Below are 26,935 nucleotides of genomic sequence, written 5' to 3' on the forward strand. Positions count from 1 at the left end.
AAGTAATGCTTCTAGTATTTATCTGGTGTAACAAAAAATTTTTCACAGTTTAAAGCACTAGATATAGCGCATAGTAATCGTTGCATAGCTTCGCTATCGATGATATATGGCGGCATAAGATATATATATCTACTAAATGGTCTAATCCAAACTCCTTGATTAACAAACCAGCTCTGTAGCGCAGATATTGCTATTGGTAATTTAGTCTCAACTACCCCAATAGCACCTAATATCCGTACATCTCGGACATGTTTATTATTTACTAAAGGTAGTAAACCTGTACGTAGTTGTGTAGCTATAGTATCAACACGTGTTCGCCAGCTTTCATCTTCTAGTAATGAAATACTTGCGTTTGCTGCAGCACATGCAAGCGGATTACCCATGAAAGTTGGACCATGCATAAAGCAGCCAGCATCACCTTTACTAATAGTTTCTGCTACATTTCTGCATGTTAATGTAGCAGACAGTGTCATCGTACCGCCTGTTAGTGCTTTACCTAAACAGATAATATCTGGTGATATACCTGCGTGATTACAGGCAAACCATTCACCAGTTCTTCCGAAACCAGTAGCTATTTCATCGGCAATTAGTAGTAACTCATATTGATCACACAACTTACGTGCTATCTTTAAATAGTTTGGGTGGTAGAAGTACATACCACCTGCGCCTTGTACAATAGGTTCTAGAATTACAGCAGTTAGATATGCATGATTAGCTGCAATAATTCTACTTAATTCTAATTCATCGCCATCGCGCCAAATTTCTCCAAAACGTCGTTGCAGAGAATTAACGAATAGGTGTTTGGGCAGATAGTCTTGATATAGTTGATGCATAGAATTATCTGGATCTGATACCGACATTGCGCCAAAGGTATCACCGTGATAACCTTGACGTAATGCTAGAAACTTATGACGTGGTTTTCCGCGAGCTTGCCAGTACTGTAAAGCCATTTTCATGGCTACTTCTACTGCTACTGATCCAGAATCAGATAAAAACACACAATCTAAACCAGAAGGTGTTAAAGCTACAAGGCGTTGACATAATTCTATGGCTGGATAGTGTGTGATACCCCCAAACATCACATGTGACATACGACTTATCTGGTCATTCATAGCCTGGTTAATAACCGGATGATTATAACCATGAATAGCCGCCCACCAAGATGACATTCCGTCTACTAATCGACGACCATTACTTAGGATTAGTTCATAACCTAAGGCTGAGATAACTGGATAACTAGGTAACGGATTAGTCATAGAAGTGTAGGGATGCCAGATATGATAACGATCAAACATCAGATAATCTATATGCATAATTGAATCCTATCAATTATAATAAATAATATTGTATTGACAGTATAAAGATAAATTATAAAATAATACTACTATTATATAATAGAAGATATAGGAGCATATAAATTATGCAAGTTACTCAACGTTGGAATAGAGAACAAGCAATATCACTATTTAATAAGCCTTTTTTTGATTTACTATTTCAAGCTCAACAAGTTCATAGAAAATATTTTAGACTAGGACAAGTGCAAATTAGTACACTATTATCAATTAAAACTGGTAACTGTGCAGAAGATTGTAAATACTGTCCACAGAGCTCCCATTATGAAACTAAATTAGATAATGAGCCTCTAGTACAGTTACCACAAGTTTTAGCAGCTGCAAAAAAAGCAAGTGATGCAGGTTCAACACGTTTCTGTATAGGCGCAGCTTGGAAAAAAATACATGATCGTGATATGCCACTACTTGAGCAAATAGTCACAGGAGTAAAAGCGATAGGCTTAGAAACATGTATGACCTTAGGTATATTGAAACCTCAACAAGCACAACGCTTAGCAAAAGCAGGCTTAGATTTTTATAATCATAATCTAGATACATCACCAGAATTTTATCATTCTATTGTTACTACGCGTAGTTATCAAGATAGGCTTAATACAATTGAAAATGTTCGTAAAGCAGGGATAAAAATCTGCTCTGGTGGTATTATAGGATTAGGCGAGACTATTAGTGATCGCGCAGGACTTTTAGTTGAACTCGCTAATTTACCAGAACCTCCATCTAGTGTGCCAATTAATATGCTGGTTAAAGTACGCGGTACGCCAATGTTTGATAATAAGGATGTAGATCCATTTGATTTGATCCGTATGATTGCGGTTACTCGTATTATGATGCCTACCTCTTATGTTCGATTATCGGCTGGTCGTGAACAGATGAACGAACAAACACAAGCTATATGCTTTATGGCAGGTGCTAACTCTATTTTTTACGGCCGCAAACTACTTACCTCTTCTAATCCCACCGAAGATAGTGATAAAAGACTATTCCGTAAGTTGGGAATGCAGATAGAAAAACATACTACAATAAAAAATTCTAATTGGAAGAAAAAGAAATTATTACTTCATGATAACCAACAGCATGATAATACTATTAGCTCATGACTAGTTTATGGATACAGCGTTGCGAAAAAGCGCTAGCTATACAGAAACAGAAAAAAGCTTATCGATATCGTAAGCTAATCAGCGGTGGTAATGACCGTATATTAACATACCAGGGGAAACGTTATTTAAACTTCTCAAGTAATGACTACCTTGGACTTGCGCGGCATCCAGAAGTAATTGCCGCTTATCAGCAGGTAGCAATAGATGAAGGAATTAGTTCTGGTGGTTCTGGTCACGTTATAGGTTATAGTCCAAGACATCAACGACTAGAAAATCAGTTAGCCAACTGGCTTAGTTTTCCACGAGCACTATTATTTTGTTCTGGTTATATTGCTAATCAGGCTGTTATTAGCGCATTAACAACTGTCGGAGATTATATTTTCGCAGATCGTTTAAGCCATTCATCTTTACTAAATGCCGCTATTCAATCTTCGGCAGAACTAATTAGGTTTCGACATAACGATATCAGCTCATTACAACATTTATTGCAACGATTTTGTCAGAGTAACTGTTTAGTAATCACTGAAGGTGTTTTCAGCATGGATGGAGACCAAGCACCATTATCTACTATGATACCATATATACGTGCTGTAGATAGCAGCTGGTTAATGGTAGATGATGCTCATGGTTTCGGCATTTTAGGCTTAGATGGATGTGGATGTTGTTGGGATTTAAATCAGGACTTTCGTCCTGAGATATTAATAGTGAATTTTAGCAAAGCGGTAGGAGTTAGTGGTGCTGCTGTATTGTGCCAGGAACAAGTAGCTGAATATCTAATACAGTTTTCTTCACATCTAATTTATAGTACGGCATTACCTCCAGCAATAGTAGCCGCAACAGAAGTTGCTCTCACTCTTATACGTACAATAACAGGAAAAGCTTTACGTCAGCAACTTCAAGATAATATTAATCATTTTCGCTATGGTATACAAGCATTAGGATTAGGATATAGGCTATTACCATCGATAACAGCTATTCAGCCATTATTAATTGGCGATAATTTAAGTACATTAAATTTAGTAAGTCAGCTACGAGAACAAGGCTTATGGTTAACAGCTATTCGTCCTCCGACTGTACCACCTAATAGTGCACGGATACGTATTACCCTTACAGCAGCTCATAATTACAATGATATTGAACAACTATTAGAAGCATTAGCTAATGTCAATAAATAACCATAAACAAGGTATCGCTCGTAGTTTTAGTCGTGCAGCACAGCATTATGATAGATACGCAGCTTTTCAACGTTATTGCGGTGAACGTTTGCGTTCTTTAATCGGTCCGAGAAGAAGTAGTCAGTTATTGCTAGATGCTGGTTGCGGTACTGGTTGGTTTAGCCGTTGCTGGCAACGCGAAGGTAATTATGTTATTGCTTTAGATATTTCTGCTGCTATGTTAGTTATTGCTCAGCAACAGCATTCAGCAGCTGCTTATATTATCGGTGATATTGAACAGTTACCAATAGCAACATCTACAGTAGAATGTGTTTTTAGTAACCTAGCTATACAATGGTGCGAAGATTTACCGCAGGTATTAAATCAATTTCATAGGGTACTACGTCCAGGTGGTATCTTAGCTGTATCGACTCTAGCTTATGGTTCTCTACATGAGCTAGAACTTGCATGGAGGCAAGTAGATAATAATATACATATTAATCGTTTTTTACCACAAACGGATATTGCTGCTGCTTTCCAAGCTTATAACCATAAGATAGTCATAGAACAAAAAACCCTATATTATTCCAAATTAATAGATTTATTTAATGAAATTAAAGGTGTAGGTGCTAGTTATTTATATATTGGTCATGGATTGGGTTTAACTAGTAGGACGCGTTTCCGAGCATTAGAAGAAGCCTGGCCTAGACATGCTTTAGGGTTACCACTTAGCTATCAATTAGTTTATGGAGTATTATATCGTGACTAAACGTTATTTTATTACGGGAACAGATACCAATGTTGGTAAAACCTTAGCAGCCTGTGCGTTGCTACAAGCTGCTATTAGCATAGGTTATCATGCGGCTGGCTATAAACCAGTAGCTACTGGTTATCAGTTAACACTTGACGGACCAAGAAATAATGATGCTTTGGCACTATTATCAAATAGTAATGTTATTCTATCTTATTCACAGGTAAACCCATTGGTATTTAGTGAGCCCACATCACCACATATTGCTTGCCGTGCTGAAGGACGAAATATTGAGCTATCTGAACTATCAGCTGGACTTAAAGTAATAGAGCAAAAGTCCGATTGGATTGTCGTAGAAGGTGCAGGAGGATGGTTTACTCCGTTAGGAGAAGGAATACTATATAGTGATTGGGTTAACTATGAGAAACTACCTGTGATATTAGTTATTGGGATGAAGTTAGGTTGTATTAACCATGCCCTACTTACTGCATTAGCCATACGACAGTTTGGCCTACAGCTAGTTGGTTGGATTGCTAATCATATACAACCAACTACAACCTGGTCGCAACATTATTTAGCAGAGTTACGTAATCGATTAGACGCACCATTAATAGGTGATATTCCGTGGCTAAGTAATATTCCTGTAGCATTGCTCGCTAAATATATTAATTTAGCAGAACTAAGTTAGTGCTCTTAAATAAGCAAATTATTATTTAATGCTTATTTTAGTCATTAAGATCATGAAAAATTTTTTAAAATTATTTAATACTAAAATATTTAAAATCTATTAAATAGATAGCAAAACTAATTATTTTTAGAATAAAATTACTAATTTTATATCTATCTTAAGAGATAGATTCTCTGTATTTGATGAAATACTATCTGATTTTCAGTATATGATATATATTATCATTTTGCATATATTAATAGTCATTCCCTTATTTAATTTATTTACTTATTTATGTATGTGTAAAGAGTAATGTATATTTTTGTTTAAAGTAGGTAGTTTCCTTGAACTAATATGCATTTTAAATATTGTTTACTAGACAGCGAAGTATGTACTTTATTAAGTATTTCTAGCTAAGTTCGAGCAAATTAGTTATAGCTTTCCAATGATGCATGCAATAACGATACTAAATGTGGAGTATGTCATGATTGCTATTGCGATTAAAGGACTAACAAAAAAATTTAATAATCATACTGTGTTAAATAACGTTAATTTAACGGTACGCCTAGGTGAAGTTTTAGCTATTATTGGTCCTAGTGGCTCTGGTAAAACAACTTTACTGCGTAGTATTAATCTGCTGGAAACACCAGACTATGGCTCTATTCAGGTAGGTAATATTATAATAGATACTAGTATACCATTATATCATCAAAAGAAACAGATTTGTTACCTGCGTCAACAGGTAGGATTTGTTTTTCAGCATTTTCATCTTTTCCCACATAGATCGGTGTTAGATAACATTATAGAAGGTTTAATTGTAGTAAAAAAAGAGCCGCGTGAAGAAGCAGTAGCTAAAGCCCGTAAGCTACTTGATCAAGTTGGTCTACGTGATAAAGAAAACTTCTTTCCTAAAAATTTATCTGGAGGTCAACAGCAAAGAGTCGCTATTGCACGAGCTTTAGCAATGCGTCCAGAAGTAATATTATTTGACGAACCTACCTCAGCACTTGACCCTGAACTTGTAGGTGATGTTCTAAGTACTATCCGTAACCTAGCAAATGAGCAGCGTACAATGGTGATCGTTACCCACGAAATAAGTTTTGCTCGAGATGTAGCAGACCAAGCTATTTTTATGGCAGATGGTCATATTGTCGAGCAAAGTTCGGCCGATGATTTATTTACACATCCTGTACATGAACGTACTAAATTATTTCTTAATACCTTTCTCAAAACAAAAAACAAATAGATTATGGTTTAATAATTATTTTTACTAATAGTAAAATGATATTAATTAGGGATTATATAATGACTTTAAATAAATTAGTTTTGATACGTCATGGCGAAAGTAAGTGGAATAATGAGAACCGTTTTACAGGATGGACTGATATAGATTTATCGGATCAAGGACGTATCGAAGCAAAAAATGCTGGGCAGTTACTAAAACAAGCAGGATTTATTTTTGACTTTGCCTATACATCGGTACTAAAACGTGCTATTCACACCCTGTGGTATATATTAGATGAATTAGACCAAGCATGGTTGCCTGTAGAGAAATCTTGGCGCTTAAATGAACGTCATTATGGGGCTTTACAAGGTTTGAACAAAAAGAAAATTACGGTCGAATATGGAGAGGAACAAGTCCAACAATGGAGACGTAGTCTTAATATTACTCCACCTGAACTAAGTGATAATGATAAACGTTTGCCTATTTATGACATACGCTACGCTAAGCTAAGCTTAGATCAATTACCTAAAGCTGAAAGTTTAGCAATGACGATTAATCGTATTATTCCTTACTGGAAGGGTGAGATTTTACCACGTATTAATAATGGTGAGCGAGTTATTATCGCCGCACATGGTAATTCTATTAGGGCAATTATAACATTGTTAGATCAACTTAGCGAAAATGAATTAATACAACTAAATATTCCTACCGGAGTACCAATTATATATGAATTTAATAGTCAAATAAAAACTATTAAACATTATTACTTAAGTATTGTGAATAAAGATTATTGATATAATATGAATACCGTTTTTAATTTTAGCTCAGGACCAGCAAAATTACCAATTGAAGTACTACAACAAGCACAACAGGAACTCTGTAATTGGCATGGATTAGGAACTTCAATTATGGAAATCAGTCATCGTAGTGATGAATTTCGTCAGGTTGCGTACGAATCAGAGCAAGATTTGCGTAGTTTACTAAATATACCTGATAATTATCAGGTATTATTTTGCCATGGGGGAGCACGCGCACAATTCGCTGCAGTACCAATGAACCTATTAGGTAAATCTAAGATAGCAGACTATATTCATGGTGGTTATTGGTCATACAGCGCAGCTAAAGAAGCGCATAAATATTGCCAACCTAGAATGATCGAGGTTATGACTTATATTAATGGTTGGCGTGGTATTAAACCAATGGTAGAATGGGTTCTATCTCCTGATAACGTAGCCTATGTACACTATTGTCCAAATGAAACAATAGATGGGTTAACTATTGATGAATTGCCTGATTTTGGCAATAAAATAGTAGTAGCTGATTTCTCCTCTGCTATTTTAGCACGTCCTATAGATGTTAGTAAATATGGTGTAATTTATGCTAGTGCGCAAAAAAATATAGGTCCAGCTGGTCTTGCGATAGTAATCATTCGGGATGATCTACTGATAAATAGGGCTAGTACCAAATTACCATCTATTCTTAATTATCAGTTATTAGCGAATAATAAATCGATGTTTAATACTCCACCTACCTTTGCTTGGTATGTCTCAGGTTTAGTCTTTAAATGGTTGAAAGTCCAAGGAGGGCTAGTTGAGATTGAAAAAAATAATCGGGCTAAAGCTATTCTCTTATATAACACTATAGATAATAGTGAATTCTACTATAATAATATACTTCCAGTAAATCGTTCTTACATGAATGTACCGTTCTATTTAGCAAATAGTGCACTAGATGACTTATTTATAATCGAAGCTAGAAATGCCGGATTATATGCCCTAAAAGGACACCGTGTAGCAGGTGGTATGCGAGCGGCGTTATATAACGCGATGCCACTAGAAGGAGTCAAAACACTAGTTCAATTTATGCATAACTTTGCTTGTCGTTATGGCTAAGCTGAATAAGTAAACTTCTGAGTGAATAAGAGATCAATTACTGAAAAACTACACTAGATGATAATAACACGTTCATAACTATTAAAAAATTAATATGCAGGAATTGCTAACATTACAACCTATTGTCCGTGTAAACGGCACGATTCATTTACCAGGCTCAAAAAGTATCTCGAACCGTGCATTATTGCTAGCTGCCCAAGCTTTAGGTAAAACTTGTTTGATAAATCTGCTTGATAGCTATGACGTACGCTACATGCTAGATGCTTTGCATAAACTGGGGATTAACTATTGCTTATCTATAGATCGACGGAGCTGTGAGATAGATGGTATAGGTCGTCCTTTACGTGTAGATACAGCACTAGAATTATATTTAGGTAACTCTGGTATAGCACTACGTTCACTTGTTGCTGCGCTGTGTTTACAAAACAAAAATATTATTATTACCGGCGATAAACGAATGAAAAACCGACCTATTGGTCATTTAGTTGACGCATTACGTCAAGGTAGTGCACAAATCCATTATTTAGAAAAAGATAATTATCCACCATTACTTTTACAAGGTGGTTTTTATAATGGTGATATTACAATAGATTGTAGTTTGTCTAGTCAGTTTCTTACATCATTACTCATGATGGCTCCACTAGCCTCGCAAGATAGATGTATTTTTGTTAAGGGAAGATTAGTATCGAAACCATATATTGACATGACTTTAGCAATGATGAAAAGTTTTGGTATTGTGGTACAGCACGATCAATATAAAATATTTTATATTAAGGGTAAGAGCCAATACCGTTCTCCGGGTCACTATTTAGTAGAAGGCGATGCAACGAATGCCTCATATTTTCTAGCAGCAGCAGCAATTCGAGGAGGTACAGTGCGAGTTACTGGAGTTGGTAGCAATAGTATACAAGGAGATATCCGTTTTGCTGATATATTAGCTAACATGGGTGCAATTATTCGTTGGGGAGTAAATTACATAGAATGTACTCGTAACTCACTCTGCTCTATTGATATTGACATGAATGCTCTACCAGATACAGCTATGACTATAGCTATCGTTGCATTATTTACATATAATGGAGTAACAACATTACGTAATATATATAATTGGCGCATTAAAGAAACAAACAGGTTAGTAGCTATGGCTACAGAGCTGCGTAAAGTTGGTGCTATAGTTGTTGAGGGAAAAGAATACTTATCGATAAAACCTCCTAATATGTTTAAAATAGCCAAAATTAATACATACGATGATCATCGTATTGCTATGTGTTTTGCTTTAGTAGCATTATCTAATGTATCAATAACAATTGTTAATCCTAAATGTACTTATAAAACCTTCCCTGATTTTTTTAAATTACTTAAAGGTATTAGTATTACTTAATAATCCTTCTTGTCCTAAAAGTAATTAGCTATTTTGTAATTTTATACATAAAATTAATTAAATGACATTTATAATACCAGTCATAACTATCGATGGACCTAGTAATTCTGGAAAAGGAACATTATGTAAAGTATTAGCAGAAAGATTACAGTGGAATTTGCTAGATTCTGGTGCGATTTATCGAGTACTAGCACTAGCAGCGCTACAACATAATTTAGTTATCAAGGACGAAGAAGCACTAGTACCATTGGCTGTACATCTAGATGTAAGCTTTATTATTGATCAAGGGCAATTAGTAGTATTTCTTGAAGGAAAAGATATGAGCAAAGCTATCCGAAATGAGAGAATAGCTCATCTTTCCTCAAAAATTGCAGTTTTACCACGAGTACGCGATGCATTACTCTATCGTCAACGTGCGTTCCGTACTACTCCAGGTTTAATTGCTGATGGACGTGATATGGGTACTGTTGTTTTTCCTGATGCCCTAGTGAAAATTTTTCTTGATGCCTCGCCGGAAGAAAGAGCGCGCCGGCGCCTACAACAGTTGCAGGAACAAGGTTTTAGTGTTAACTTTAAACATATTTTATCAAAAATAAAAGAAAGAGATGAACGTGACAAAAATCGCATAACTGCTCCTCTAAAACCAGCTGTTAATGCGTTTTTGATTGACTCGACTCAGCTGACTATCGACGCGGTGATAACAAGTGTTATGGAATATCTAAAATTAATTTTTAGATAGTAAAAATTAAATTTAATCAATTATTCAACAGATAATATTATTTAAATTGCTTATGTGATAAGTAATAGGGTATATATAATAACCCCATCAAGTAAGATGGATATTCATTAAAAATTTTGAAGATTATCAAACATGACAAAATCTTTTGCTCAACTCTTTGAAGAATCTCTGAAAAACATCACAACCCGCCCTGGGTCTATTGTTCGTGGTACGATTGTATCGATAGCTAAAGATATAGTTCTCGTTGATGCTGGTCTAAAATCGGAATCCGCTATTCCTATAGCGCAATTTTATAATGCCCAGGGAGAACTAGAAATAAAAGTCAATGATCAGGTTGACGTAGCGCTAGATGCCGTAGAAGATGGTTTCGGAGAAACTATACTTTCTCGTGACAAAGCTAAGCGTCATGAAGCTTGGTTAATGCTAGAACAAGCTTATGAAGAAGCTGCGATCGTAACAGGAATTATTAACAGTAAAGTTAAGGGTGGTTTTACTGTTGAGCTCAATGGTATTAGAGCTTTCCTACCTGGTTCCTTAGTAGATATGCGTCCAGTTCGTGATACATTACATCTGGAAGGCAAAGAGCTAGAGTTTAAAGTAATTAAGTTAGATCAAAAACGTAATAATGTTGTAGTGTCACGTCGTGCTGTTATTGAGTCTGAAAATAGTTTTGAACGAGATAATTTGTTAGAAAATATGCAGGAAGGTATGGAAGTTAAGGGTCTCGTGAAGAATCTGACTGACTACGGTGCATTTGTTGATTTAGGAGGGGTAGACGGGCTACTACATATTACTGATATGGCCTGGAAACGAGTTAAACACCCTAGTGAAATCGTTACTATTGGTGATGAAATTATTGTTAAAATATTAAAATTTGATCGAGAACGTACCCGTGTATCTCTAGGTTTAAAGCAGCTTAGTCAAGATCCTTGGTATGCTATTGCTCAGCGTTACCCAGAAAATTCACGTCTTACTGGACGTGTTACGAATTTAACTGATTATGGATGCTTTGTAGAAATAGAAGAAGGTGTTGAAGGATTAGTACACGTGTCTGAAATGGATTGGACCAATAAAAATGTTCATCCATCGAAAGTCGTTAATGTTAATGATATTGTTGAAATTATGGTACTTGATATCGATGAAGAACGCCGTCGTATTTCTCTCGGATTAAAACAGTGTCAAGCAAATCCTTGGCAAAAATTTGCTGAAACACATGAGAAAGGTGATCGTGTTGAAGGTAAGATTAAATCAATTACTGATTTTGGTATTTTTATCGGTCTAGAAGGAGGTATCGACGGCTTAGTTCATTTATCTGATATTTATTGGAATCTTTCAGGTGAAGAGGCCGCACGTGAGTATAAAAAAGGAGAAGAAATTGCGGCAGTTGTTTTACAAGTTGATGCGGAGCGTGAGCGTATTTCCTTAGGTATTAAGCAATTAGATCAAGATCCGTTAAGTCACTACTTGTCTTTAAATAAAAAGGGTGCTATTGTTAGCGGTAAAATAATTGCTGTTGATGATAAAGGAGCTCTAATTCAATTAGCAAGTGGTGTTGAAGGTTATCTACGTACGTTTGATACTGATTCTGTAGAGAGCAGAAGAGATAGTGCAATGTTGCTTAATATCGGCGATAATATCGAAGCTACATTGATTGGAGTGGATAGAAAAAATCGTTTTATTAATTTATCTATTCGTAATAAAGACGAAGTTGATGATAAAAAGGCGCTTAGTACTGTAACTACTAAGCAAGAAGCAAATAATTTATCTAATGTTATGGTTGAAGCGTTTAAAGCAGCAACTAAAAGTTAGGTTTTATGCGACTAGAAAGAATGAAATTAATGAGCATGTTGCTTATTAATTTCATCATCATTAGCTATTGCTAATTTCTATACAGAAAATTGCTAATAAAAGCTTATTTAATTTTTATTAAATGATTATTTATCATATATATAATGCTTAAATTTATATAGCATATAAATAAGTTCTTTTTTGTAGCGAGGTAAAATGGAAATTAGTTTGTTAAATATAATAGCTTGTCCATTATGTCAAGGGCAACTCTTACTACAAGAACAGGAATTAGTTTGTCAAATAGATGCGCTTGCTTATCCTGTCCGTACTAATATACCAGTTTTGTTAGTAAGTGAAGCACGTAATATTTTGGTAAAATAGTTTAATTCTACATCACAATAACAGCTTACTATTAGTTAACTTAAGCTGTTTATATACTATATTACTTGTTGATTAAAAATTTAATCACATTGCTTAAATCTGTTATATATACCTCTGTTGATGTCATATCTAGTCCCTCATTTTTAATTATATATTTGCCATTAATAAAAAATGATGGGACACCTACTAATTTTAAATTAGTAGCAGTATTTTCCTGCTTTTTTTGTAAAGATTTAACGGCTAAACTATTCCAGGCAGAATCGTATTCTTGAGCACTTACCCCTGCTTTAAGAAAAAGCTCGCGAATATCATATTGATTATGTATTGACTTAGTTTGTTGTACTGCGTAAAAAATTAGTGGACTTATTTTATCTTCTATACCTAATATCATAGCAACTGCCCATGCTTTAGTGAGTTGTTTGCTAAGAGGTCCTAGGTAATTAACATGGTATTTGGTTACTTTTATATGATTGGGCAGTAATTTTGTTATTCTGCTATTCATTTTATAGACTTCATCAAATAGATAGCAGTGCTGGCAGTAAAAAGAAAAAAATTCGAGTACGTTTGGAGCACTGTAATCTGGTTTATCAATACAAATATATTCTTTACCTTCATAAAAAGATAGTGCAAAAGCACTCTTTATGAAAAGCAAACTAATTATAAATGGAAAACAAACTTTTTTATAACGCTGTTTTGAATTTTTTATAGTTGTTAACAAAAACGATTTTTTCACTATCAATTGATACCATAACTAAAATTTAGTTTTATTTTAATACAAATAATACTATTGATATTAGTTATTTACATATAATAACTATTATCTCTTCATATTAGGATAGAGTAATAAAATAATCCGCAATGCGTATTGCAGCTAATTTTTCACTGGAAGTAAAATTAACGCAAAAAAAGACCATGTGAATATAATCATATAATCTTAGCAGATATCAAAGATCTTTAATAGTAACGGAATATCCTAATTTAGGATTAGATATATCTTAATTGATGACTATTTCACTTGAATTTGGATGAAATAGAAGTATAATAATGCTAACTCTTATATTATGATAGTTAATAGTAGCTATGATTAACAAAATAAAAAGCCCCTCAATACGAGGGGCTTTTTATTTTTGCCTTCATGTTACTTACTGGAATGTAAGGAGGATTATAAAATTGATAAATCCCCTCTATAGAAAACATATTATTTCTATCAATGATATGAGCAGCAACGAACTAGAATTAGTTTTAAACATAGCAGCTCATCTAAAATTCAAACCACAGCCAGAATTACTGAAAAACAAGGTAATAGCTAGCTGTTTTTTTGAGGCTTCTACCCGTACTAGATTATCGTTTGAAACAGCTATTCATCGCCTTGGAGCATCAGTAGTAGGCTTTTCTGATGCTCATAGTACCTCTTTAAGCAAAAAAGGCGAAACATTAGCAGATACTATTTCCGTCATTAGTACCTATGTAGATGCAATAATAATCCGCCATCCACATGAAGGTGCTGCAAGATTAGCAACTGAGTTTTCCGGTACAGTACCTATCCTTAACGCCGGTGATGGAGCTAATCAACATCCAACGCAAACCTTACTTGATCTTTTCAATATTTATGAAACCCAAGGTAAATTAAACAATCTTCGTATTGCTATGGTTGGTGATTTAAAATATGGTCGTACGGTACATTCCCTCACGCAAGCATTGATAAAATTCGATAGTAATCACTTTTATTTTATTGCACCTGATACGTTAGGTATGCCTTCTTATATTTTACATACTCTTATAGATCACGATATTAAGTATAGTATGCATCTTAATCTCGCAGAAGTTATACCCGAGTTAGATATTTTATATATGACTAGAGTACAAAAAGAACGTTTAGATCCTACTGAATATATTAACGTTAAAGCACAATTTGTACTACAGATTCATCATCTGCTCCATGCACGCGCGAACATGCGTATTCTTCATCCTTTACCAAGAGTTGATGAAATAGCCTATGAAGTAGATCAAACGCCCTATGCGTACTATTTTCAACAAGCAGGCAATGGTGTGTTTACTCGCCAAGCTTTACTCGCACTAGTATTAAATAAATATTTAACTGAATAATGGAGCATAATTTATGCATCAGTATCATAAATTGCAGGTAGAAGCAATTTATTGCGGTACAGTAATCGACCATATACCAGCACAAGTTGGTATTAAACTACTTAGTTGGTTTAAACTGACAGCTACGGATGAACGTATTACTATTGGTTTAAATTTGCCTTCAAATAAGCAGGGTAAAAAAGATCTAATAAAAATAGAAAATGTATTATTAACTGAGGAACAAGCTAACCAGTTAGCAATTTATGCTCCTTATGCTACAGTAAATCGCATTGCCAATTATAATGTAGTATGTAAACGTACCTTAACGTTGCCTGAAAGTATCGCAAATGTATTTATTTGTCCTAATAGCAACTGTGTTAGCCGTAGTGAACCTGTAGCATCAGGATTTATTATTAAAACTAGAGGCAAACAGATACATTTAAAATGTAAGTATTGCGAAAAAGTTTTTGAGCGTAGAGCAGTAGAATCAAGTAATTTAAAATAAAATATAACTACATAACCTAAATTCAATTAGGTTGAGGAAAAATAAATGAACCATATTATTCATACGCAAAATGCACCAGCAGCAATTGGTCCATATGTACAAGCTAGAAATATTGGTCTGATGACTTTTATCTCGGGACAGATTCCTATTTGTCCGTTAAGCGGCAAAATAGCCGATAACATTATCGATCAAACAAAACAGTCATTGCAAAATATCAAAGCAATAGTTGAAGCTATAGGTAGTAATGTTACTATAGCTAATATTATCAAAACAACTATTTTTCTTATTGATATAAATCAACTTTCCGTTGTAAATACCATTTATGAAAGTTTTTTTACAGAGCATCATGCACCATTTCCAGCACGCACTTGTGTAGAAGTTAGTAGGCTACCTAAAAACGTCAACATTGAGATTGAAGCTATTGTAGCAATATATTCATAAACCTACTACCTATATCCCTAAGGATATAGGAATATATTAGTTATAGCAAAAAACCCGCAAACAGCGGGTTTCAGGATAAAAGCTACTAACTAGTATTAGATAGCAATAACGTCAGCAGCTGATGGGCCTTTGGCGCCATTAGTAATTTCAAACTCTACACGCTGACCTTCAGCTAATGTTTTAAAACCGTTACTCTGAATGGCAGAGAAATGTACAAAAACATCTTTACTACCATCTTCAGGGGTAATAAAACCGAATCCTTTGGATTCATTAAACCATTTAACGTTACCTTTAATCTTAGACATCAAACTAACCCTTAAATAAATGAGAGACACTATTCTCTGTGTCAAATAATAGTACAGCAACTAACATGCTTTTTGTCCAGCATTCAATGGTTAAACCGTGATAAATATTACTAAAAATTACTGTTAGTAATTACTAACACTGGACTAATTTCCTATTCTAGAAAACTAGAATACTTCTTATTATATAAAATATTTATCTATAAATATAGCGACAAAGTGGTTACTCTATGACAAAATAATACTATTAATTTTGTAAATATAATTGAGCAATATAGTTTACATATGGTATGCCACATAACCAACAGATAAAAAAAACGGTAGTTGTTTTTAGCGGTGGACAAGACTCAACAACCTGTCTAATTCAAGCTTTAACCCAATATGATCAGGTATATTGTATCACCTTTGATTATGGTCAACGCCATCGTGCTGAAATCTGCATTGCTCGTAGACTAACTATTACTTTAGGCGCTTATGATCATCAAATAATAGATACTAGTGCACTTAATGTATTAGCAGCAAGCAGTTTAACAAGAGAAAATATTATCGTACCATTAGCTGAAAAAAATCATATGAATAGTTCTCTTAGTACTTTTGTTCCTGGACGTAATATTGTATTTTTAACGTTAGCTGCTATTTATGCATATCAGGTTAAAGCAGAAGTAATCATTACCGGAGTGTGTGAAACAGATTTTTCTGGTTATCCAGATTGTCGGGAAAAATTTATTCAGGCACTAAATAAGGCAGTTAATCTTGGGATGGCGTATAATATTCATTTTATTAGTCCACTAATGTGGCTAAATAAAGCAGAAACTTGGGCACTAGCAGATTATTATCAAAAGTTAGATCTAGTTTGTAATGAAACTCTTACTTGTTACAATGGTATTCAAGGTAAAGGTTGTGGTTTTTGTACGTCGTGTTCGTTACGTGCCCGTGGCTTAGAAACGTACAAACAGCAACCAAAATTAACTATGTCTTCACTTAAAGCTAAGACTGGATTACCCTAAATATTAGATTAGTTAGAATACGGAGAGTTAAGATTTGGTAACTCTATTGATATTAAATGGAGAATATTGTAATGCTAAAGTTAGTACTTCATCAATACGTTGTACTAGTTTTATATTTAGATCATGAATAACAGTAGCTGGCATTTCTTCTAAATCACGTTTGTTTTCGTCCGGTATTAATACCGTTCGAATACCACCACGATGAGCAGCTAATAACTTTTCCTTTAACCCTCCAATTGGCAAAACTTGACCACGTAGTGTTATTTCCCCTGTCATAGCAACAGAAGCTATAACAGGATTACCTGTTAGACAGGAGACTAAAGCAGTACACATAGCTATGCCAGCACTCGGACCATCTTTCGGTGTAGCTCCTTCTGGGACATGCACATGTATATCGCTTTTTTCATAAAAAGCTGGAGAAATACCTAGTTTTTCGACTCTAGCTCGTACAACAGTTAGGGCCGCCTGAATTGATTCTTGCATGACTTCGCCTAACGAACCAGTATAAATTAATTTCCCTTTACCAGGAACACAGGCAGTTTCAATTGTTAGTAACTCTCCACCTACTTCTGTCCATGCAAGGCCAGTAACTTGCCCAATATGATTTTTTCCTTCTGCACGTCCATAGTCAAAACGTTGTACACCAAGAAATGCCTTAAGATTAGCAGCATCAATTATTATCTGTTTGATACTCTTATCCATAATTAGCGTTTTAACCGCCTTACGACATAATTTAGAAATTTCACGTTCTAGATTACGTACTCCTGCTTCACGAGTATAATAACGGATTATATTAACTATTGCGCAATCTTTAATAAACAATTCACCATTTTTAATGGCATTACGTTCGAATTGTTTATTCAATAAATGTTGACGTGCAATATTGAGTTTTTCATCTTCGGTATAACCTGATAATCGTATTACTTCCATTCTATCGAGCAATGGCGAAGGAATATTCATAGAATTAGATGTAGCTACAAACATTACATCAGAGAGATCATAATCTACTTCTAAATAGTGATCATTAAAGGTAATATTTTGTTCAGGATCTAATACTTCTAGTAAAGCTGAAGCTGGATCACCACGCATATCAGATGACATTTTATCAATTTCATCAAGCAGAAAAAGCGGGTTTTTAACACCTACTCGAGCAATTTTTTGGATAAGCTTACCTGGCATAGAACCAATATAAGTCCGGCGATGACCACGTATTTCGGCTTCATCTCGTACTCCACCAAGTGCCATTCTCACATATTTACGTCCTGTTGACCTTGCAATAGATTGACCCAAAGATGTTTTTCCTACCCCTGGTGGTCCAACTAAGCACAATATTGGACCTTTAATCTTGCTCACACGGCTCTGTACAGCAAGGTATTCTAAAATACGGTCTTTCACTCTATTTAAACCATAATGGTCTTTATCAAGAATCTCTTGTGCCTTTATTAGATCTTTTTTTACTTTACTGCGTGCGTGCCATGGTACTGATAACATCCATTCTATATAACTACGAACCACAGTTGCCTCAGCTGACATAGGTGACATCATCTTAAGTTTTTGTAATTCTACCTCTGTTTTTTCCCTTGCTTCTAATGACATTTTAGCAGCTTCTATCTTACGTCTTAGCGTTTCATATTCGTCAGGTATATCCTCCATTTCTCCTAGTTCTTTTTGAATCGCTTTCATCTGTTCGTTTAAATAATATTCTCGCTGGCTTTTCTCCATTTGTTTTTTTACTCTATTACGGATACGTTTTTCTACCTGTAATAAATCTATTTCTGACTCCATCATGGCCATAAGGTATTCTAGCCGTTCGGAAACATTTGTCATTTCGAGCACTGACTGTTTGTCAATCAGTTTTAATGGCATATGAGCAGCGATAGTATCAGCTAATCTAGCTGCATCTTCAATGCTATGAAGCGAAGTAAGAACTTCAGGTGGAATTTTTTTATTTAGTTTAATATATCCTTCGAATTGATTAATAGCTGTACGGACAAGTACTTCTTGTTCGCGCTCGTCTATCTCTGTAACATCAAAATAGTCTGCTTCAGCGGTAAAATGATTACCACTATCTGCTAATTTTATGATACGAGCACGCGTTAATCCTTCGACCAAAACTTTTACTGTACCATCAGGTAATTTTAGCATCTGTAAAATACATGATACGGTTCCTATGGAAAATAGGTCATTAGTATTTGGTTCATCAGTTAAAGCTTCTTTCTGTGCTACTAGCATGATCTTTTTATCATTATCCATAGCTGCTTCAAGACATCGAATGGATTTTTCTCGGCCGACAAATAATGGAATAACCATATACGGGTATACTACAACATCGCGTAGAGGTAAGACGGGGATTTCTATACGTTCGGAACGCTCAATATTCATATTCATAGAGCTTTCTCTTATTTTATCTTCCGCAAGGTTTGTCGAACACGTAAAAGTTAGCTGTTACTAATTTGTATCATATAGTAATTTGAGTATATTGGGTCAAATTACTAACATTCAATATTAAATAATAATGAAAAGAGAATAAAGCATTTATGTTGTAAGATACCTTAATTTTTCTAGATAAATTTATCTAAATATCTAACTATCAACTTACTTTGTTATCTGGCTCACGATAAATAATTTTTGGTTTAGTATTACTAGTAATTACAGCTTCATTAATAATTACTTTTTCTACATGTAACTGAGATGGTAATTCATACATAGTTTCTAACAATATACCTTCGACAATAGAACGTAAGCCACGGGCACCAGTTTTTCTAGCCATAGCTTTTTTAGCTATAGCTATTAAAGCTTCTTCGCTAAATTCTAGTTCTACTCCTTCCAAATTAAATAATGCCTGGTACTGCTTAGTAAGCGCATTTTTAGGTTCACGTAATATCCTAATTAATGCTTCTTCACTTAGTTCATTGAGTGTAGCTACAACAGGTAAGCGACCTATGAATTCAGGAATTAAACCAAATTTTACTAAGTCTTCAGGTTCTACTTGAGTTAATAACTTATCTTCATTTAGTTGGTCTGATCCTAATTTAATTATTGCGCTAAATCCTATGCTATTATTTGTATCCATCCTTCGTTCGATAACTTTATCTAGGCCATCAAAAGCACCACCACAAATAAAAAGAATTTTTGAAGTATCGACTTTTAAAAAATCTTGCTGAGGATGCTTACGTCCTCCATGTGGAGGTACTGCTGCAACTGTACCTTCAATTAGCTTAAGTAATGCCTGTTGTACCCCCTCACCAGATACATCACGGGTTATTGATGGATTATCTGATTTACGGGAAATTTTATCTATTTCATCAATATATACTATGCCATGTTGTGCTTTCTGCACATTATAATCACATTTTTGTAGTAATTGATGTAGAATATTTTCTACATCTTCACCGACATACCCAGCTTCTGTTAAAGTAGTAGCATCTGCCATAGTGAATGGCACATGCAAGAAGCGTGCTAGTGTATCTGCTAGCAGTGTTTTACCACTACCAGTAGGTCCAATTAGCAAAATATTGCTTTTTCCTAGCTCAACATTGTTGTGAGAAGTATCATGATGCAAGCGTTTATAGTGGTTATATACAGCTACAGCTAATACTTTTTTTGCTTGTTCCTGACCAATTACATAATTATTCAAGTGATTATTAATATCATGAGGTGTAGGTAGTATCTGAATGTCGCTATTCTTTACTACGTCCTTAATTTCTTCGCGGATAATATCGTTACATAAATTAACACATTCATCGCAGATACAAACTGATGGTCCAGCAATAAGTTTCCTTACTTCATGTTGTTTTTTACTGCAAAAAGAACAATATAAAAACTGTTTTGAACTATCTTTATGCTTATCTGTCATCAGTAAACCTCTGTTGTTTCTATCTCCTACTCTTAAAGTTATGAGTTAGAGCTAAACTGTTACTACTAAATTCAAAACAATTAGTAGTAGGAGATCTACTAGTAGCCTTTTTAATATTAAAATTTAAACTACTACCTTAAATACGATGGCTTAATATAGCATCAACTAGTCCATAGTCTACAGCTTCATTCGCTGATAAAAAACGATCCCGCTCTGTATCTTGTTCTATTACTTGGAGAGTTTTTCCTATATGTTTTGCCATTAACTCGTTCATGCGATTTTTAACTTTTAATATCTCTTTAGCATGGATTTGAATATCAGTTGCTTGACCTTGGAAACCACCCATTGGTTGATGAATCATCATCCGTGCATTGGGTAAGCAAAAACGCTTACCTTTAGTCCCAGCAGCAAGCAAGAATGCACCCATGGAAGCTGCTTGACCCATACAAAAAGTGCTAACGTTTGGTTTTATAAATTGCATCGTATCGTAAATCGACATTCCAGATGTAATGTTTCCACCAGGGGAATTGATGTATAGATAAATATCTTTTTCTGGATTTTCTGCTTCTAGAAATATCATTTGTGCTACAATGATATTAGCCATATAATCTTCAACTTTACCAGTCATAAAGATAATTCTTTCTTTAAGAAGTCGCGAAAAGATGTCGTATGAACGTTCTCCGCGCAAAGTACGTTCAACAACCATAGGTACTAAGGCCATATTTAATGGAGTATATTCACAACTATATGACATAATAGTCTCCTAGACTAACTAGAGCAAAATCTTGAAGTGATTTTTTAATTAATCAATATAACTAAATAAGTTTTCTATGTTTCTGTACTTATACCATCTATGTTACATATTATAGCTAATTTCAGCTAACTATAAATAGTTATACTTAAAATCTAGCAGTATTAATAGATGTTTATAAAAATTCAAACTGAATACGTAAAACTTAAAATGAACGAATCCTGTTAGCTATGACTTAATTTACTCATAAAATCCGCAAAATCTATTTTTTTTTCGATTACGTTAGCTTTCATGAGTAAGGCTTCAATTGCCTGTTCTTCTAGAACTATATTAGATATCTGTCTTCTCATAGAAGACTGAGAATTATATGAATTAATTATTTCTTGTTTTTGTGGAGATAGATAGGCCATTTCTTCCATTATCGCACGCATACGTGCAGTATTCACTTTTATATCATGTTGTTTAATAATTTCAATTAGCAATAGAGTGATTTGAATACGACGTTTAGCTTGTGCTTCAATAAGCTCACGTGATTGTTCTAGCGCGGATTTTCTTATTCTACCAATATGTTTGGTATTTTTCTGTTTTATTATTTGTATTTCCTGTTCTATCATAATATCTGGTACATCAATATTATTAACACTTAGTAAGTAGTTTATTACTTGTTCTTTTATATAATTACGCACTGCATTCTTTAGCAGTACTTCTATATCTTTACGTATTTTGTTGCGTAAACCTTCCACAGTACCATCTACTACACCTAATAATTTGATAAAAGATTCATCCAAATGAGGTAAACGATATTGTTCTACTTTTTTTAAAGCAACAGTAAAAATAGCTAATTTACCTCTTAGCTCCAGAGGAAAGTATTCATCTGGTAAATATATATTAATATTAAAGTTGTCTCCTGCTTTATGCCCAATAATTCCGTTCTCTAAACCTGGAATAATATGTTTATTATTTATACCTATAGTAAAATTAAGATTTTTAGCTTGACTGCCTTTAAGTCTTTTATTCTCTATAGTTCCATATAAGTCAATAGTCACACGATCTGTAATTTTAGCAGCATTATTAGTTTTTTCCCAAGATCCATTCTGCTTTATTAATTGTGTTAACATCGCATCAATATCTGTTTCTTTGATTTGTACTAATGGTTTTTCAACTGTTATGGTATCAATACCTTTTAATTCTACTTGTGGAGATATTTCGAACTCAACCTGATATATCAAATCTTTATCTTTTTGATAAGTACTATATGTATAATTAGGGGTACTAATAACATTAATTTTTTCCTTAAGCATAGCTGCGATAAATTGCTGATGCATTAGTTGATATAAGACATCTTGACAAAGATAGTTATGGTAGCGTTTAGCCACAATGTGTATAGGTGCTTTACCTTTACGAAATCCATCTATAACAACGGTTTTAGCTAATTCTAATAGTTTTTTACTGATTGTTTCTTCAATAATGTGAGAAGCAATCTTCATTGTGACACTTCGTCTGAGTTTTTGACTATGATCAACCAATATTTGCATGTTTTACCTCAAAAGTCATATATGATAGCAACCATATTGCTCACTTAAAAAACCCACTGCTGATTGAGTCAATGAACTTCCAGCATGGTGAATAAAAAAAGCATATTATTAAATAGAATTATAATAATAATATTATAGATATAAAATTAAGTTTACCTTTTATAATATAGTTATAAGTTAATTATTCATGTTGTTATGTAGTTAGTCGGTTATCCGGAGAATTTAGTCAAAGACCATAAAACAGTTAAAATTCATGCTTGATTATAGATCTAATATGATAAAAATATTATTGAACACTTTATCAAAAAATACTATTTTACATATTATTTGAATCTTTTTGTTTACCTATAATGATTAACATTGATAACAACCTATTTTAAGAAAATCTAATATTAAGCTTAATCTTATTTACAGTACTGCAACCTTACCGTAAAATGTTATTTTCTTCAGATATAGTATTTAGTAGCTCTTTTTAAGATATTGATATGAGATTCAGTAACTACATTAAAAAAATTAGTCTTTTACTAATAATTGTATCTATTGCATTCATTAGTGGTTGTAGTGAGATGGTATTAATGAATCCAAAAGGACAGATTGGACTAGAAGAACGTAATTTAATATTAACTTCTTTAGGACTAATGTTGATTGTAGTAATACCAGCTATTGCAATGGCTATTATTTTTGCTATTCAATACCGTGCATCAAACCTTCAAGCAACATATAATCCAAACTTATTAAATTCTACTAAAATCGAATTAGTTGTCTGGTCTATTCCCATCCTAATCATTAGCTTTTTAGCTTATATAACCTGGAATTCAACTCATCGATTAGATCCCTATAAACCAATAGCTTCAGCTGTTAAACCAATAAATATTCAAGTTATTGCTCTTGATTGGAAGTGGTTATTTATTTATCCTGAATACTCAATTGCTACAGTCAATGAAATAGTATTTCCTGTTAACGTACCGATTCATTTCAATATTACTTCTAACTCAGTTATGAATTCTTTCTTTATTCCACAGCTAGGAGGACAGATTTATGCTATGGCAGGTATGAATTCTACCCTAAACCTTATTGCTAATAAGAATGGTTCTTATAAAGGAATATCATCTAACTTTAGTGGTCGTGGTTTCTCTGATATGAAATTCAGTGCAATAGCAACTAAAAATAATGAATTATTTTATCAGTGGATAAAAAAAGTAAAAAGTTCACCGTATCAGCTAAGTACAATGTCTGCGTATGAGCACCTTGCAGTACCTAGTATAAATAATGCTGTTGAGTACTTCTCTAACGTTAAACCAGATTTATATAAAAAAGTAATCGGCAAATTTATGAATCATAGTGAGAGTATGACTATAACCTCTCTATCAAATAGAGATTCACATGAATATATTCATTAATTATCAAATAGGTATTTAGGAATAACAAAGATGTTCGGAAAATTAACCCTTAGTTCTATTCCTTACCATGAACCTATAATAATGGTGACCGTTGCCTGTATTCTTCTAATTGGAATAGCATTAGTATCGGCAATTACTTATTTTGGTCAATGGCAGTATATTTGGCAGAATTGGTTAACTTCAGTAGATCACAAAAAAATTGGTATAATGTACATTATAGTAGCATGTATTATGTTGCTACGTGGTTTTGCTGACGCTATCATGATGCGTTTGCAACAGGTACTAGCATCTGCTGGTGATATTGGATTCTTACCTCCACACCATTATGATCAGGTTGTTACTGCGCATGGTGTGATAATGATTATTTTCATGGCCACACCTTTTATTATAGGTCTAATTAACCTCATAGTCCCATTACAAATAGGCGCACGTGATGTTGCTTTCCCATTTTTAAATTCGCTTAGCTTTTGGTTATTTGTGGTAGGTGTTATCTTAATTAACATTTCACTAGGAGTAGGTGAATTTGCTCAAACTGGCTGGGCTGCATATCCTCCTTTAGCATCTAAGGAGTATAGTCCTGGTGTAGGAGTTGATTATTGGATTTGGAGTATTCAAATAGCAGGAATTGGAACTACCTTAACGGGGATTAATTTTATCACTACGATTTTATGTATGCGTGCTCCAGGAATGACTATGATGAAAATGCCCGTTTTCACTTGGACAGCATTATGTACGAATACACTAATTGTTGCAGCTTTCCCTATTTTAACTGTCACAATAGCATTACTCACTCTAGACCGTTATATTGGTACTCATTTTTTTACAAATGATATGGGCGGAAATGCTATGATGTACATAAACTTATTTTGGGCATGGGGGCATCCAGAAGTATATATACTAGCATTACCAGTATTTGGTGTGTTTTCTGAAGTAGTGTCTACGTTTTCTAAAAAACCTATATTTGGTTATAAATCATTAGTATGGGCAACTATAGCTATTACAGTACTATCATTCTGTGTTTGGTTACATCATTTCTTTACTATGGGATCTGGTGCTAACGTTAATGCTTTCTTTGGTATCATGACGATGATTATCGCTATACCAACCGGAGTAAAAATTTTTAACTGGCTATTTACTATGTATCAAGGACGTATTGTTTTTCATTCATCGATGCTATGGACCATTGGTTTCATTGTTACGTTCTCTATTGGTGGTATGGCAGGAGTACTACTCGCAGTACCAGGCGCCGATTTTATTTTGCATAATAGTCTGTTTCTGATAGCACATTTCCATAATGTAATAATTGGTGGAGTTATCTTCGGCTGCTTCGCCGGTATGAATTACTGGTTTCCAAAATTCTTTGGTTTTACCTTAAGTGAAATTTGGGGAAAAAGAGCTTTTTGGTGTTGGATCATTGGGTTTTACGTTGCATTTATGCCTATTTATGCATTAGGCTTAATGGGTATGACTCGTCGTTTAAGTCAGCATATAGATCCTACATTTCATCCATTATTAGTAAGTGCAGCTGTGGGCACAATGCTCATTACATTAGGTATTTGTTGCCAGGTAGTTCAAATTTTAGTCAGTATACGAGACCGCAATAAGAATCGCGATCTTACTGGTAATCCTTGGGGAGGAAAGACTCTAGAATGGACTACTATATCTCCTCCACCCTTTTATAACTTTGCTATTTTACCGCAGTTAGATCAACATAATAACGCATTATTGCAAAGTACAGATATAAACGAACAGAACAATAACATTAATGTTTATAAACCTATTCATATGCCAAAAAATACTAGTATTGGGATTATAATAGCTGTATTTAGCTTAATGATGGGATTTGCGCTTATTTGGTATATTTGGTGGTTAGCTATTGTTAGTTTTGTGTGCATAATTATAACATGGATTATGAATAGTTTTAACACAGAAGTAGATTATTACGTATCTGTAGAAGAAATTCAGCGTATTGAGAACGAACATTTGACACAATCTAGCAAATCGGAACTTAATTATGTCAATCAATAATATTGATCACATAAATACTTCTACTCTAGCTATAGTGCCGAATACAGAAGCGAAAAAAATTCTAGGTTTCTGGATATACTTAATGAGCGACTGTATTCTATTTGCTATGTTATTTGCGACTTATGTAGTATTAAGTCACAGCATTGCAGGAGGTCCTTCTGGTAAAGAAATTTTTGAATTACCCGCCGTTCAATTTGAAACATTTTGTTTATTATTAAGTAGTCTAACTTACGGCATTGCTATCCTTGCTATGTACCGTAAGCAAAATAACTCTGTGATACTTTGGTTATTTTGCACATTTATATTAGGACTCGGTTTTATTATTGTAGAAATAATGGAGTTTTATAATCTAATTATTAACGGATTTGGACCGAATCGTAGTGCATTTTTATCTGGTTTTTTTAGTTTAGTTGCAACACATGGTTGTCATGTTATATCAGGATTAATCTGGATTATGGTTATGATAGTTCATGTGTATAAAAAAGGTTTAACATTAGATAATCAAATACGCTTACAATGTCTAAGCTTATTCTGGCATTTTCTTGATATTATATGGATTTGTGTATTTACAGTAGTATACTTACTAGGAGTACTTTAA

General features: G+C 34.0%; 25 protein-coding genes. 18 read left to right on the forward strand and 7 right to left on the reverse strand.

Annotated features, from left to right (window positions below; genetic code table 11):
- Positions 1-11 precede the first annotated feature (11 nt).
- Complete coding sequence (gene bioA, locus BCI_RS01205) at positions 12-1,313, reverse strand: adenosylmethionine--8-amino-7-oxononanoate transaminase (RefSeq protein WP_011520428.1); 1,302 nt, start codon at positions 1,311-1,313, stop codon at positions 12-14.
- Between the two features lie 107 nt (positions 1,314-1,420).
- Here bioA and bioB point away from each other — a divergent pair, with 107 nt between their 5' ends.
- The 11 genes from bioB to BCI_RS03290 all read left to right on the forward strand — a co-directional run bounded on the left by bioB (position 1,421) and on the right by BCI_RS03290 (position 12,427).
- Positions 1,421-2,449, forward strand: a complete 1,029-nt coding sequence (gene bioB / locus BCI_RS01210) for a biotin synthase BioB (protein ID WP_011520429.1) — start codon at positions 1,421-1,423, stop codon at positions 2,447-2,449.
- Positions 2,446-3,624 carry an 8-amino-7-oxononanoate synthase gene (locus BCI_RS01215; RefSeq protein WP_011520430.1) on the forward strand — a complete coding sequence of 393 codons (1,179 nt, stop codon included), beginning with the start codon at positions 2,446-2,448 and terminating at the stop codon, positions 3,622-3,624. Before bioB ends, BCI_RS01215 begins: the two co-directional genes overlap by 4 nt.
- Entirely contained in the window at positions 3,611-4,372 is a 762-nt protein-coding gene (gene bioC / locus BCI_RS01220) for a malonyl-ACP O-methyltransferase BioC (protein WP_011520431.1), read from the forward strand. Before BCI_RS01215 ends, bioC begins: the two co-directional genes overlap by 14 nt.
- Entirely contained in the window at positions 4,365-5,042 is a 678-nt protein-coding gene (gene bioD, locus BCI_RS01225) for a dethiobiotin synthase (protein WP_011520432.1), read from the forward strand. Before bioC ends, bioD begins: the two co-directional genes overlap by 8 nt.
- 463 nt (positions 5,043-5,505) lie before the next feature.
- Complete coding sequence (tcyN, locus tag BCI_RS01230) at positions 5,506-6,267, forward strand: L-cystine ABC transporter ATP-binding protein TcyN (RefSeq protein WP_011520433.1); 762 nt, start codon at positions 5,506-5,508, stop codon at positions 6,265-6,267.
- 59 nt (positions 6,268-6,326) lie between these two features.
- Positions 6,327-7,040, forward strand: coding sequence for a 2,3-diphosphoglycerate-dependent phosphoglycerate mutase (gpmA, locus tag BCI_RS01235; protein WP_011520434.1), 714 nt, complete (start codon positions 6,327-6,329; stop codon positions 7,038-7,040).
- Positions 7,041-7,046: 6 nt separating this feature from the next.
- Positions 7,047-8,138, forward strand: a complete 1,092-nt coding sequence (gene serC, locus BCI_RS01240) for a 3-phosphoserine/phosphohydroxythreonine transaminase (protein WP_011520435.1) — start codon at positions 7,047-7,049, stop codon at positions 8,136-8,138.
- Positions 8,139-8,232: 94 nt separating this feature from the next.
- On the forward strand, positions 8,233-9,519 hold the full coding sequence (gene aroA, locus BCI_RS01245; RefSeq protein WP_011520436.1) for a 3-phosphoshikimate 1-carboxyvinyltransferase: 1,287 nt from the start codon (positions 8,233-8,235) through the stop codon (positions 9,517-9,519).
- 61 nt (positions 9,520-9,580) lie between these two features.
- Entirely contained in the window at positions 9,581-10,258 is a 678-nt protein-coding gene (cmk, locus tag BCI_RS01250; RefSeq protein WP_011520437.1) for a (d)CMP kinase, read from the forward strand.
- Between the two features lie 132 nt (positions 10,259-10,390).
- Positions 10,391-12,067, forward strand: a complete 1,677-nt coding sequence (rpsA, locus tag BCI_RS01255; RefSeq protein WP_011520438.1) for a 30S ribosomal protein S1 — start codon at positions 10,391-10,393, stop codon at positions 12,065-12,067.
- Positions 12,068-12,262: 195 nt separating this feature from the next.
- The gene (locus tag BCI_RS03290; protein WP_011520439.1) at positions 12,263-12,427 is read left to right on the forward strand and encodes a Trm112 family protein; all 165 of its coding nucleotides are present in this window, start codon (positions 12,263-12,265) and stop codon (positions 12,425-12,427) included.
- Positions 12,428-12,488: 61 nt separating this feature from the next.
- Here BCI_RS03290 and BCI_RS01260 read toward each other — a convergent pair whose 3' ends face one another.
- Positions 12,489-13,133 carry a DsbA family protein gene (locus BCI_RS01260; RefSeq protein ID WP_049752738.1) on the reverse strand — a complete coding sequence of 215 codons (645 nt, stop codon included), beginning with the start codon at positions 13,131-13,133 and terminating at the stop codon, positions 12,489-12,491.
- A gap of 464 nt (positions 13,134-13,597) precedes the next feature.
- On the opposite strand from BCI_RS01260, the gene pyrB reads away from it, so the two are divergent.
- Genes pyrB through BCI_RS01275 form a run of 3 tightly spaced genes read left to right on the forward strand, consistent with a single transcriptional unit; the run spans position 13,598 to position 15,458 of the window.
- On the forward strand, positions 13,598-14,533 hold the full coding sequence (gene pyrB / locus BCI_RS01265; protein ID WP_041574888.1) for an aspartate carbamoyltransferase: 936 nt from the start codon (positions 13,598-13,600) through the stop codon (positions 14,531-14,533).
- A gap of 13 nt (positions 14,534-14,546) precedes the next feature.
- The gene (pyrI, locus tag BCI_RS01270; protein WP_011520442.1) at positions 14,547-15,017 is read left to right on the forward strand and encodes an aspartate carbamoyltransferase regulatory subunit; all 471 of its coding nucleotides are present in this window, start codon (positions 14,547-14,549) and stop codon (positions 15,015-15,017) included.
- Between the two features lie 45 nt (positions 15,018-15,062).
- Positions 15,063-15,458 carry a Rid family detoxifying hydrolase gene (locus BCI_RS01275; protein WP_011520443.1) on the forward strand — a complete coding sequence of 132 codons (396 nt, stop codon included), beginning with the start codon at positions 15,063-15,065 and terminating at the stop codon, positions 15,456-15,458.
- 95 nt (positions 15,459-15,553) lie between these two features.
- On the opposite strand, the gene cspE is transcribed toward BCI_RS01275, so the two are convergent.
- On the reverse strand, positions 15,554-15,763 hold the full coding sequence (cspE, locus tag BCI_RS01280) for a transcription antiterminator/RNA stability regulator CspE (RefSeq protein ID WP_011520444.1): 210 nt from the start codon (positions 15,761-15,763) through the stop codon (positions 15,554-15,556).
- Between the two features lie 305 nt (positions 15,764-16,068).
- Between cspE and queC the strand changes: the two genes are divergently transcribed.
- Entirely contained in the window at positions 16,069-16,767 is a 699-nt protein-coding gene (queC, locus tag BCI_RS01285; RefSeq protein ID WP_041574929.1) for a 7-cyano-7-deazaguanine synthase QueC, read from the forward strand.
- A 27-nt stretch (positions 16,768-16,794) separates the two neighbouring features.
- Here queC and lon read toward each other — a convergent pair whose 3' ends face one another.
- From lon to tig, 4 genes are all read right to left on the reverse strand, one after another.
- Positions 16,795-19,149: an endopeptidase La gene (gene lon / locus BCI_RS01290; RefSeq protein WP_011520446.1), complete on the reverse strand. Its 2,355-nt coding sequence runs from the start codon at positions 19,147-19,149 to the stop codon at positions 16,795-16,797.
- Positions 19,150-19,357: 208 nt separating this feature from the next.
- Positions 19,358-20,623, reverse strand: a complete 1,266-nt coding sequence (clpX, locus tag BCI_RS01295; protein WP_011520447.1) for an ATP-dependent protease ATP-binding subunit ClpX — start codon at positions 20,621-20,623, stop codon at positions 19,358-19,360.
- A gap of 136 nt (positions 20,624-20,759) precedes the next feature.
- Positions 20,760-21,377 (reverse strand): ATP-dependent Clp endopeptidase proteolytic subunit ClpP, encoded by a 618-nt coding sequence (gene clpP / locus BCI_RS01300; protein ID WP_011520448.1) that lies wholly within the window; start codon positions 21,375-21,377, stop codon positions 20,760-20,762.
- 221 nt (positions 21,378-21,598) lie between these two features.
- Entirely contained in the window at positions 21,599-22,909 is a 1,311-nt protein-coding gene (gene tig / locus BCI_RS01305; RefSeq protein WP_011520449.1) for a trigger factor, read from the reverse strand.
- A 485-nt stretch (positions 22,910-23,394) separates the two neighbouring features.
- On the opposite strand from tig, the gene cyoA reads away from it, so the two are divergent.
- The 3 genes from cyoA to cyoC are packed head-to-tail and all read left to right on the forward strand — an operon-like array spanning position 23,395 to position 26,935.
- Positions 23,395-24,309: a ubiquinol oxidase subunit II gene (gene cyoA / locus BCI_RS01310; protein ID WP_011520450.1), complete on the forward strand. Its 915-nt coding sequence runs from the start codon at positions 23,395-23,397 to the stop codon at positions 24,307-24,309.
- Positions 24,310-24,339: 30 nt separating this feature from the next.
- Positions 24,340-26,337: a cytochrome o ubiquinol oxidase subunit I gene (gene cyoB, locus BCI_RS01315; protein WP_011520451.1), complete on the forward strand. Its 1,998-nt coding sequence runs from the start codon at positions 24,340-24,342 to the stop codon at positions 26,335-26,337.
- Positions 26,324-26,935 carry a cytochrome o ubiquinol oxidase subunit III gene (gene cyoC, locus BCI_RS01320; RefSeq protein ID WP_011520452.1) on the forward strand — a complete coding sequence of 204 codons (612 nt, stop codon included), beginning with the start codon at positions 26,324-26,326 and terminating at the stop codon, positions 26,933-26,935. Before cyoB ends, cyoC begins: the two co-directional genes overlap by 14 nt.

It is taken from the genome of Baumannia cicadellinicola str. Hc (Homalodisca coagulata) (assembly GCF_000013185.1).
Taxonomy (GTDB): domain Bacteria; phylum Pseudomonadota; class Gammaproteobacteria; order Enterobacterales; family Enterobacteriaceae; genus Baumannia; species Baumannia cicadellinicola_E.

Bases quoted from the DNA above. Each gene is read 5' to 3' on its own strand.
- clpX (WP_011520447.1), bottom strand. From the start codon at position 20,623: ATGACAGATAAGCATAAAGATAGTTCAAAACAGTTTTTATATTGTTCT.
- BCI_RS03290 (WP_011520439.1), top strand. From the start codon at position 12,263: ATGGAAATTAGTTTGTTAAATATAATAGCTTGTCCATTATGTCAAGGG.
- BCI_RS01215 (WP_011520430.1), top strand. From the start codon at position 2,446: ATGACTAGTTTATGGATACAGCGTTGCGAAAAAGCGCTAGCTATACAG.
- BCI_RS01275 (WP_011520443.1), top strand. From the start codon at position 15,063: ATGAACCATATTATTCATACGCAAAATGCACCAGCAGCAATTGGTCCA.
- clpP (WP_011520448.1), bottom strand. From the start codon at position 21,377: ATGTCATATAGTTGTGAATATACTCCATTAAATATGGCCTTAGTACCT.
- cspE (WP_011520444.1), bottom strand. From the start codon at position 15,763: ATGTCTAAGATTAAAGGTAACGTTAAATGGTTTAATGAATCCAAAGGA.
- cyoC (WP_011520452.1), top strand. From the start codon at position 26,324: ATGTCAATCAATAATATTGATCACATAAATACTTCTACTCTAGCTATA.
- tig (WP_011520449.1), bottom strand. From the start codon at position 22,909: ATGCAAATATTGGTTGATCATAGTCAAAAACTCAGACGAAGTGTCACA.
- cyoA (WP_011520450.1), top strand. From the start codon at position 23,395: ATGAGATTCAGTAACTACATTAAAAAAATTAGTCTTTTACTAATAATT.
- bioB (WP_011520429.1), top strand. From the start codon at position 1,421: ATGCAAGTTACTCAACGTTGGAATAGAGAACAAGCAATATCACTATTT.
- rpsA (WP_011520438.1), top strand. From the start codon at position 10,391: ATGACAAAATCTTTTGCTCAACTCTTTGAAGAATCTCTGAAAAACATC.
- serC (WP_011520435.1), top strand. From the start codon at position 7,047: ATGAATACCGTTTTTAATTTTAGCTCAGGACCAGCAAAATTACCAATT.
- tcyN (WP_011520433.1), top strand. From the start codon at position 5,506: ATGATTGCTATTGCGATTAAAGGACTAACAAAAAAATTTAATAATCAT.
- aroA (WP_011520436.1), top strand. From the start codon at position 8,233: ATGCAGGAATTGCTAACATTACAACCTATTGTCCGTGTAAACGGCACG.
- lon (WP_011520446.1), bottom strand. From the start codon at position 19,149: ATGAATATTGAGCGTTCCGAACGTATAGAAATCCCCGTCTTACCTCTA.
- gpmA (WP_011520434.1), top strand. From the start codon at position 6,327: ATGACTTTAAATAAATTAGTTTTGATACGTCATGGCGAAAGTAAGTGG.
- cyoB (WP_011520451.1), top strand. From the start codon at position 24,340: ATGTTCGGAAAATTAACCCTTAGTTCTATTCCTTACCATGAACCTATA.
- bioA (WP_011520428.1), bottom strand. From the start codon at position 1,313: ATGCATATAGATTATCTGATGTTTGATCGTTATCATATCTGGCATCCC.
- bioC (WP_011520431.1), top strand. From the start codon at position 3,611: ATGTCAATAAATAACCATAAACAAGGTATCGCTCGTAGTTTTAGTCGT.
- cmk (WP_011520437.1), top strand. From the start codon at position 9,581: ATGACATTTATAATACCAGTCATAACTATCGATGGACCTAGTAATTCT.
- pyrI (WP_011520442.1), top strand. From the start codon at position 14,547: ATGCATCAGTATCATAAATTGCAGGTAGAAGCAATTTATTGCGGTACA.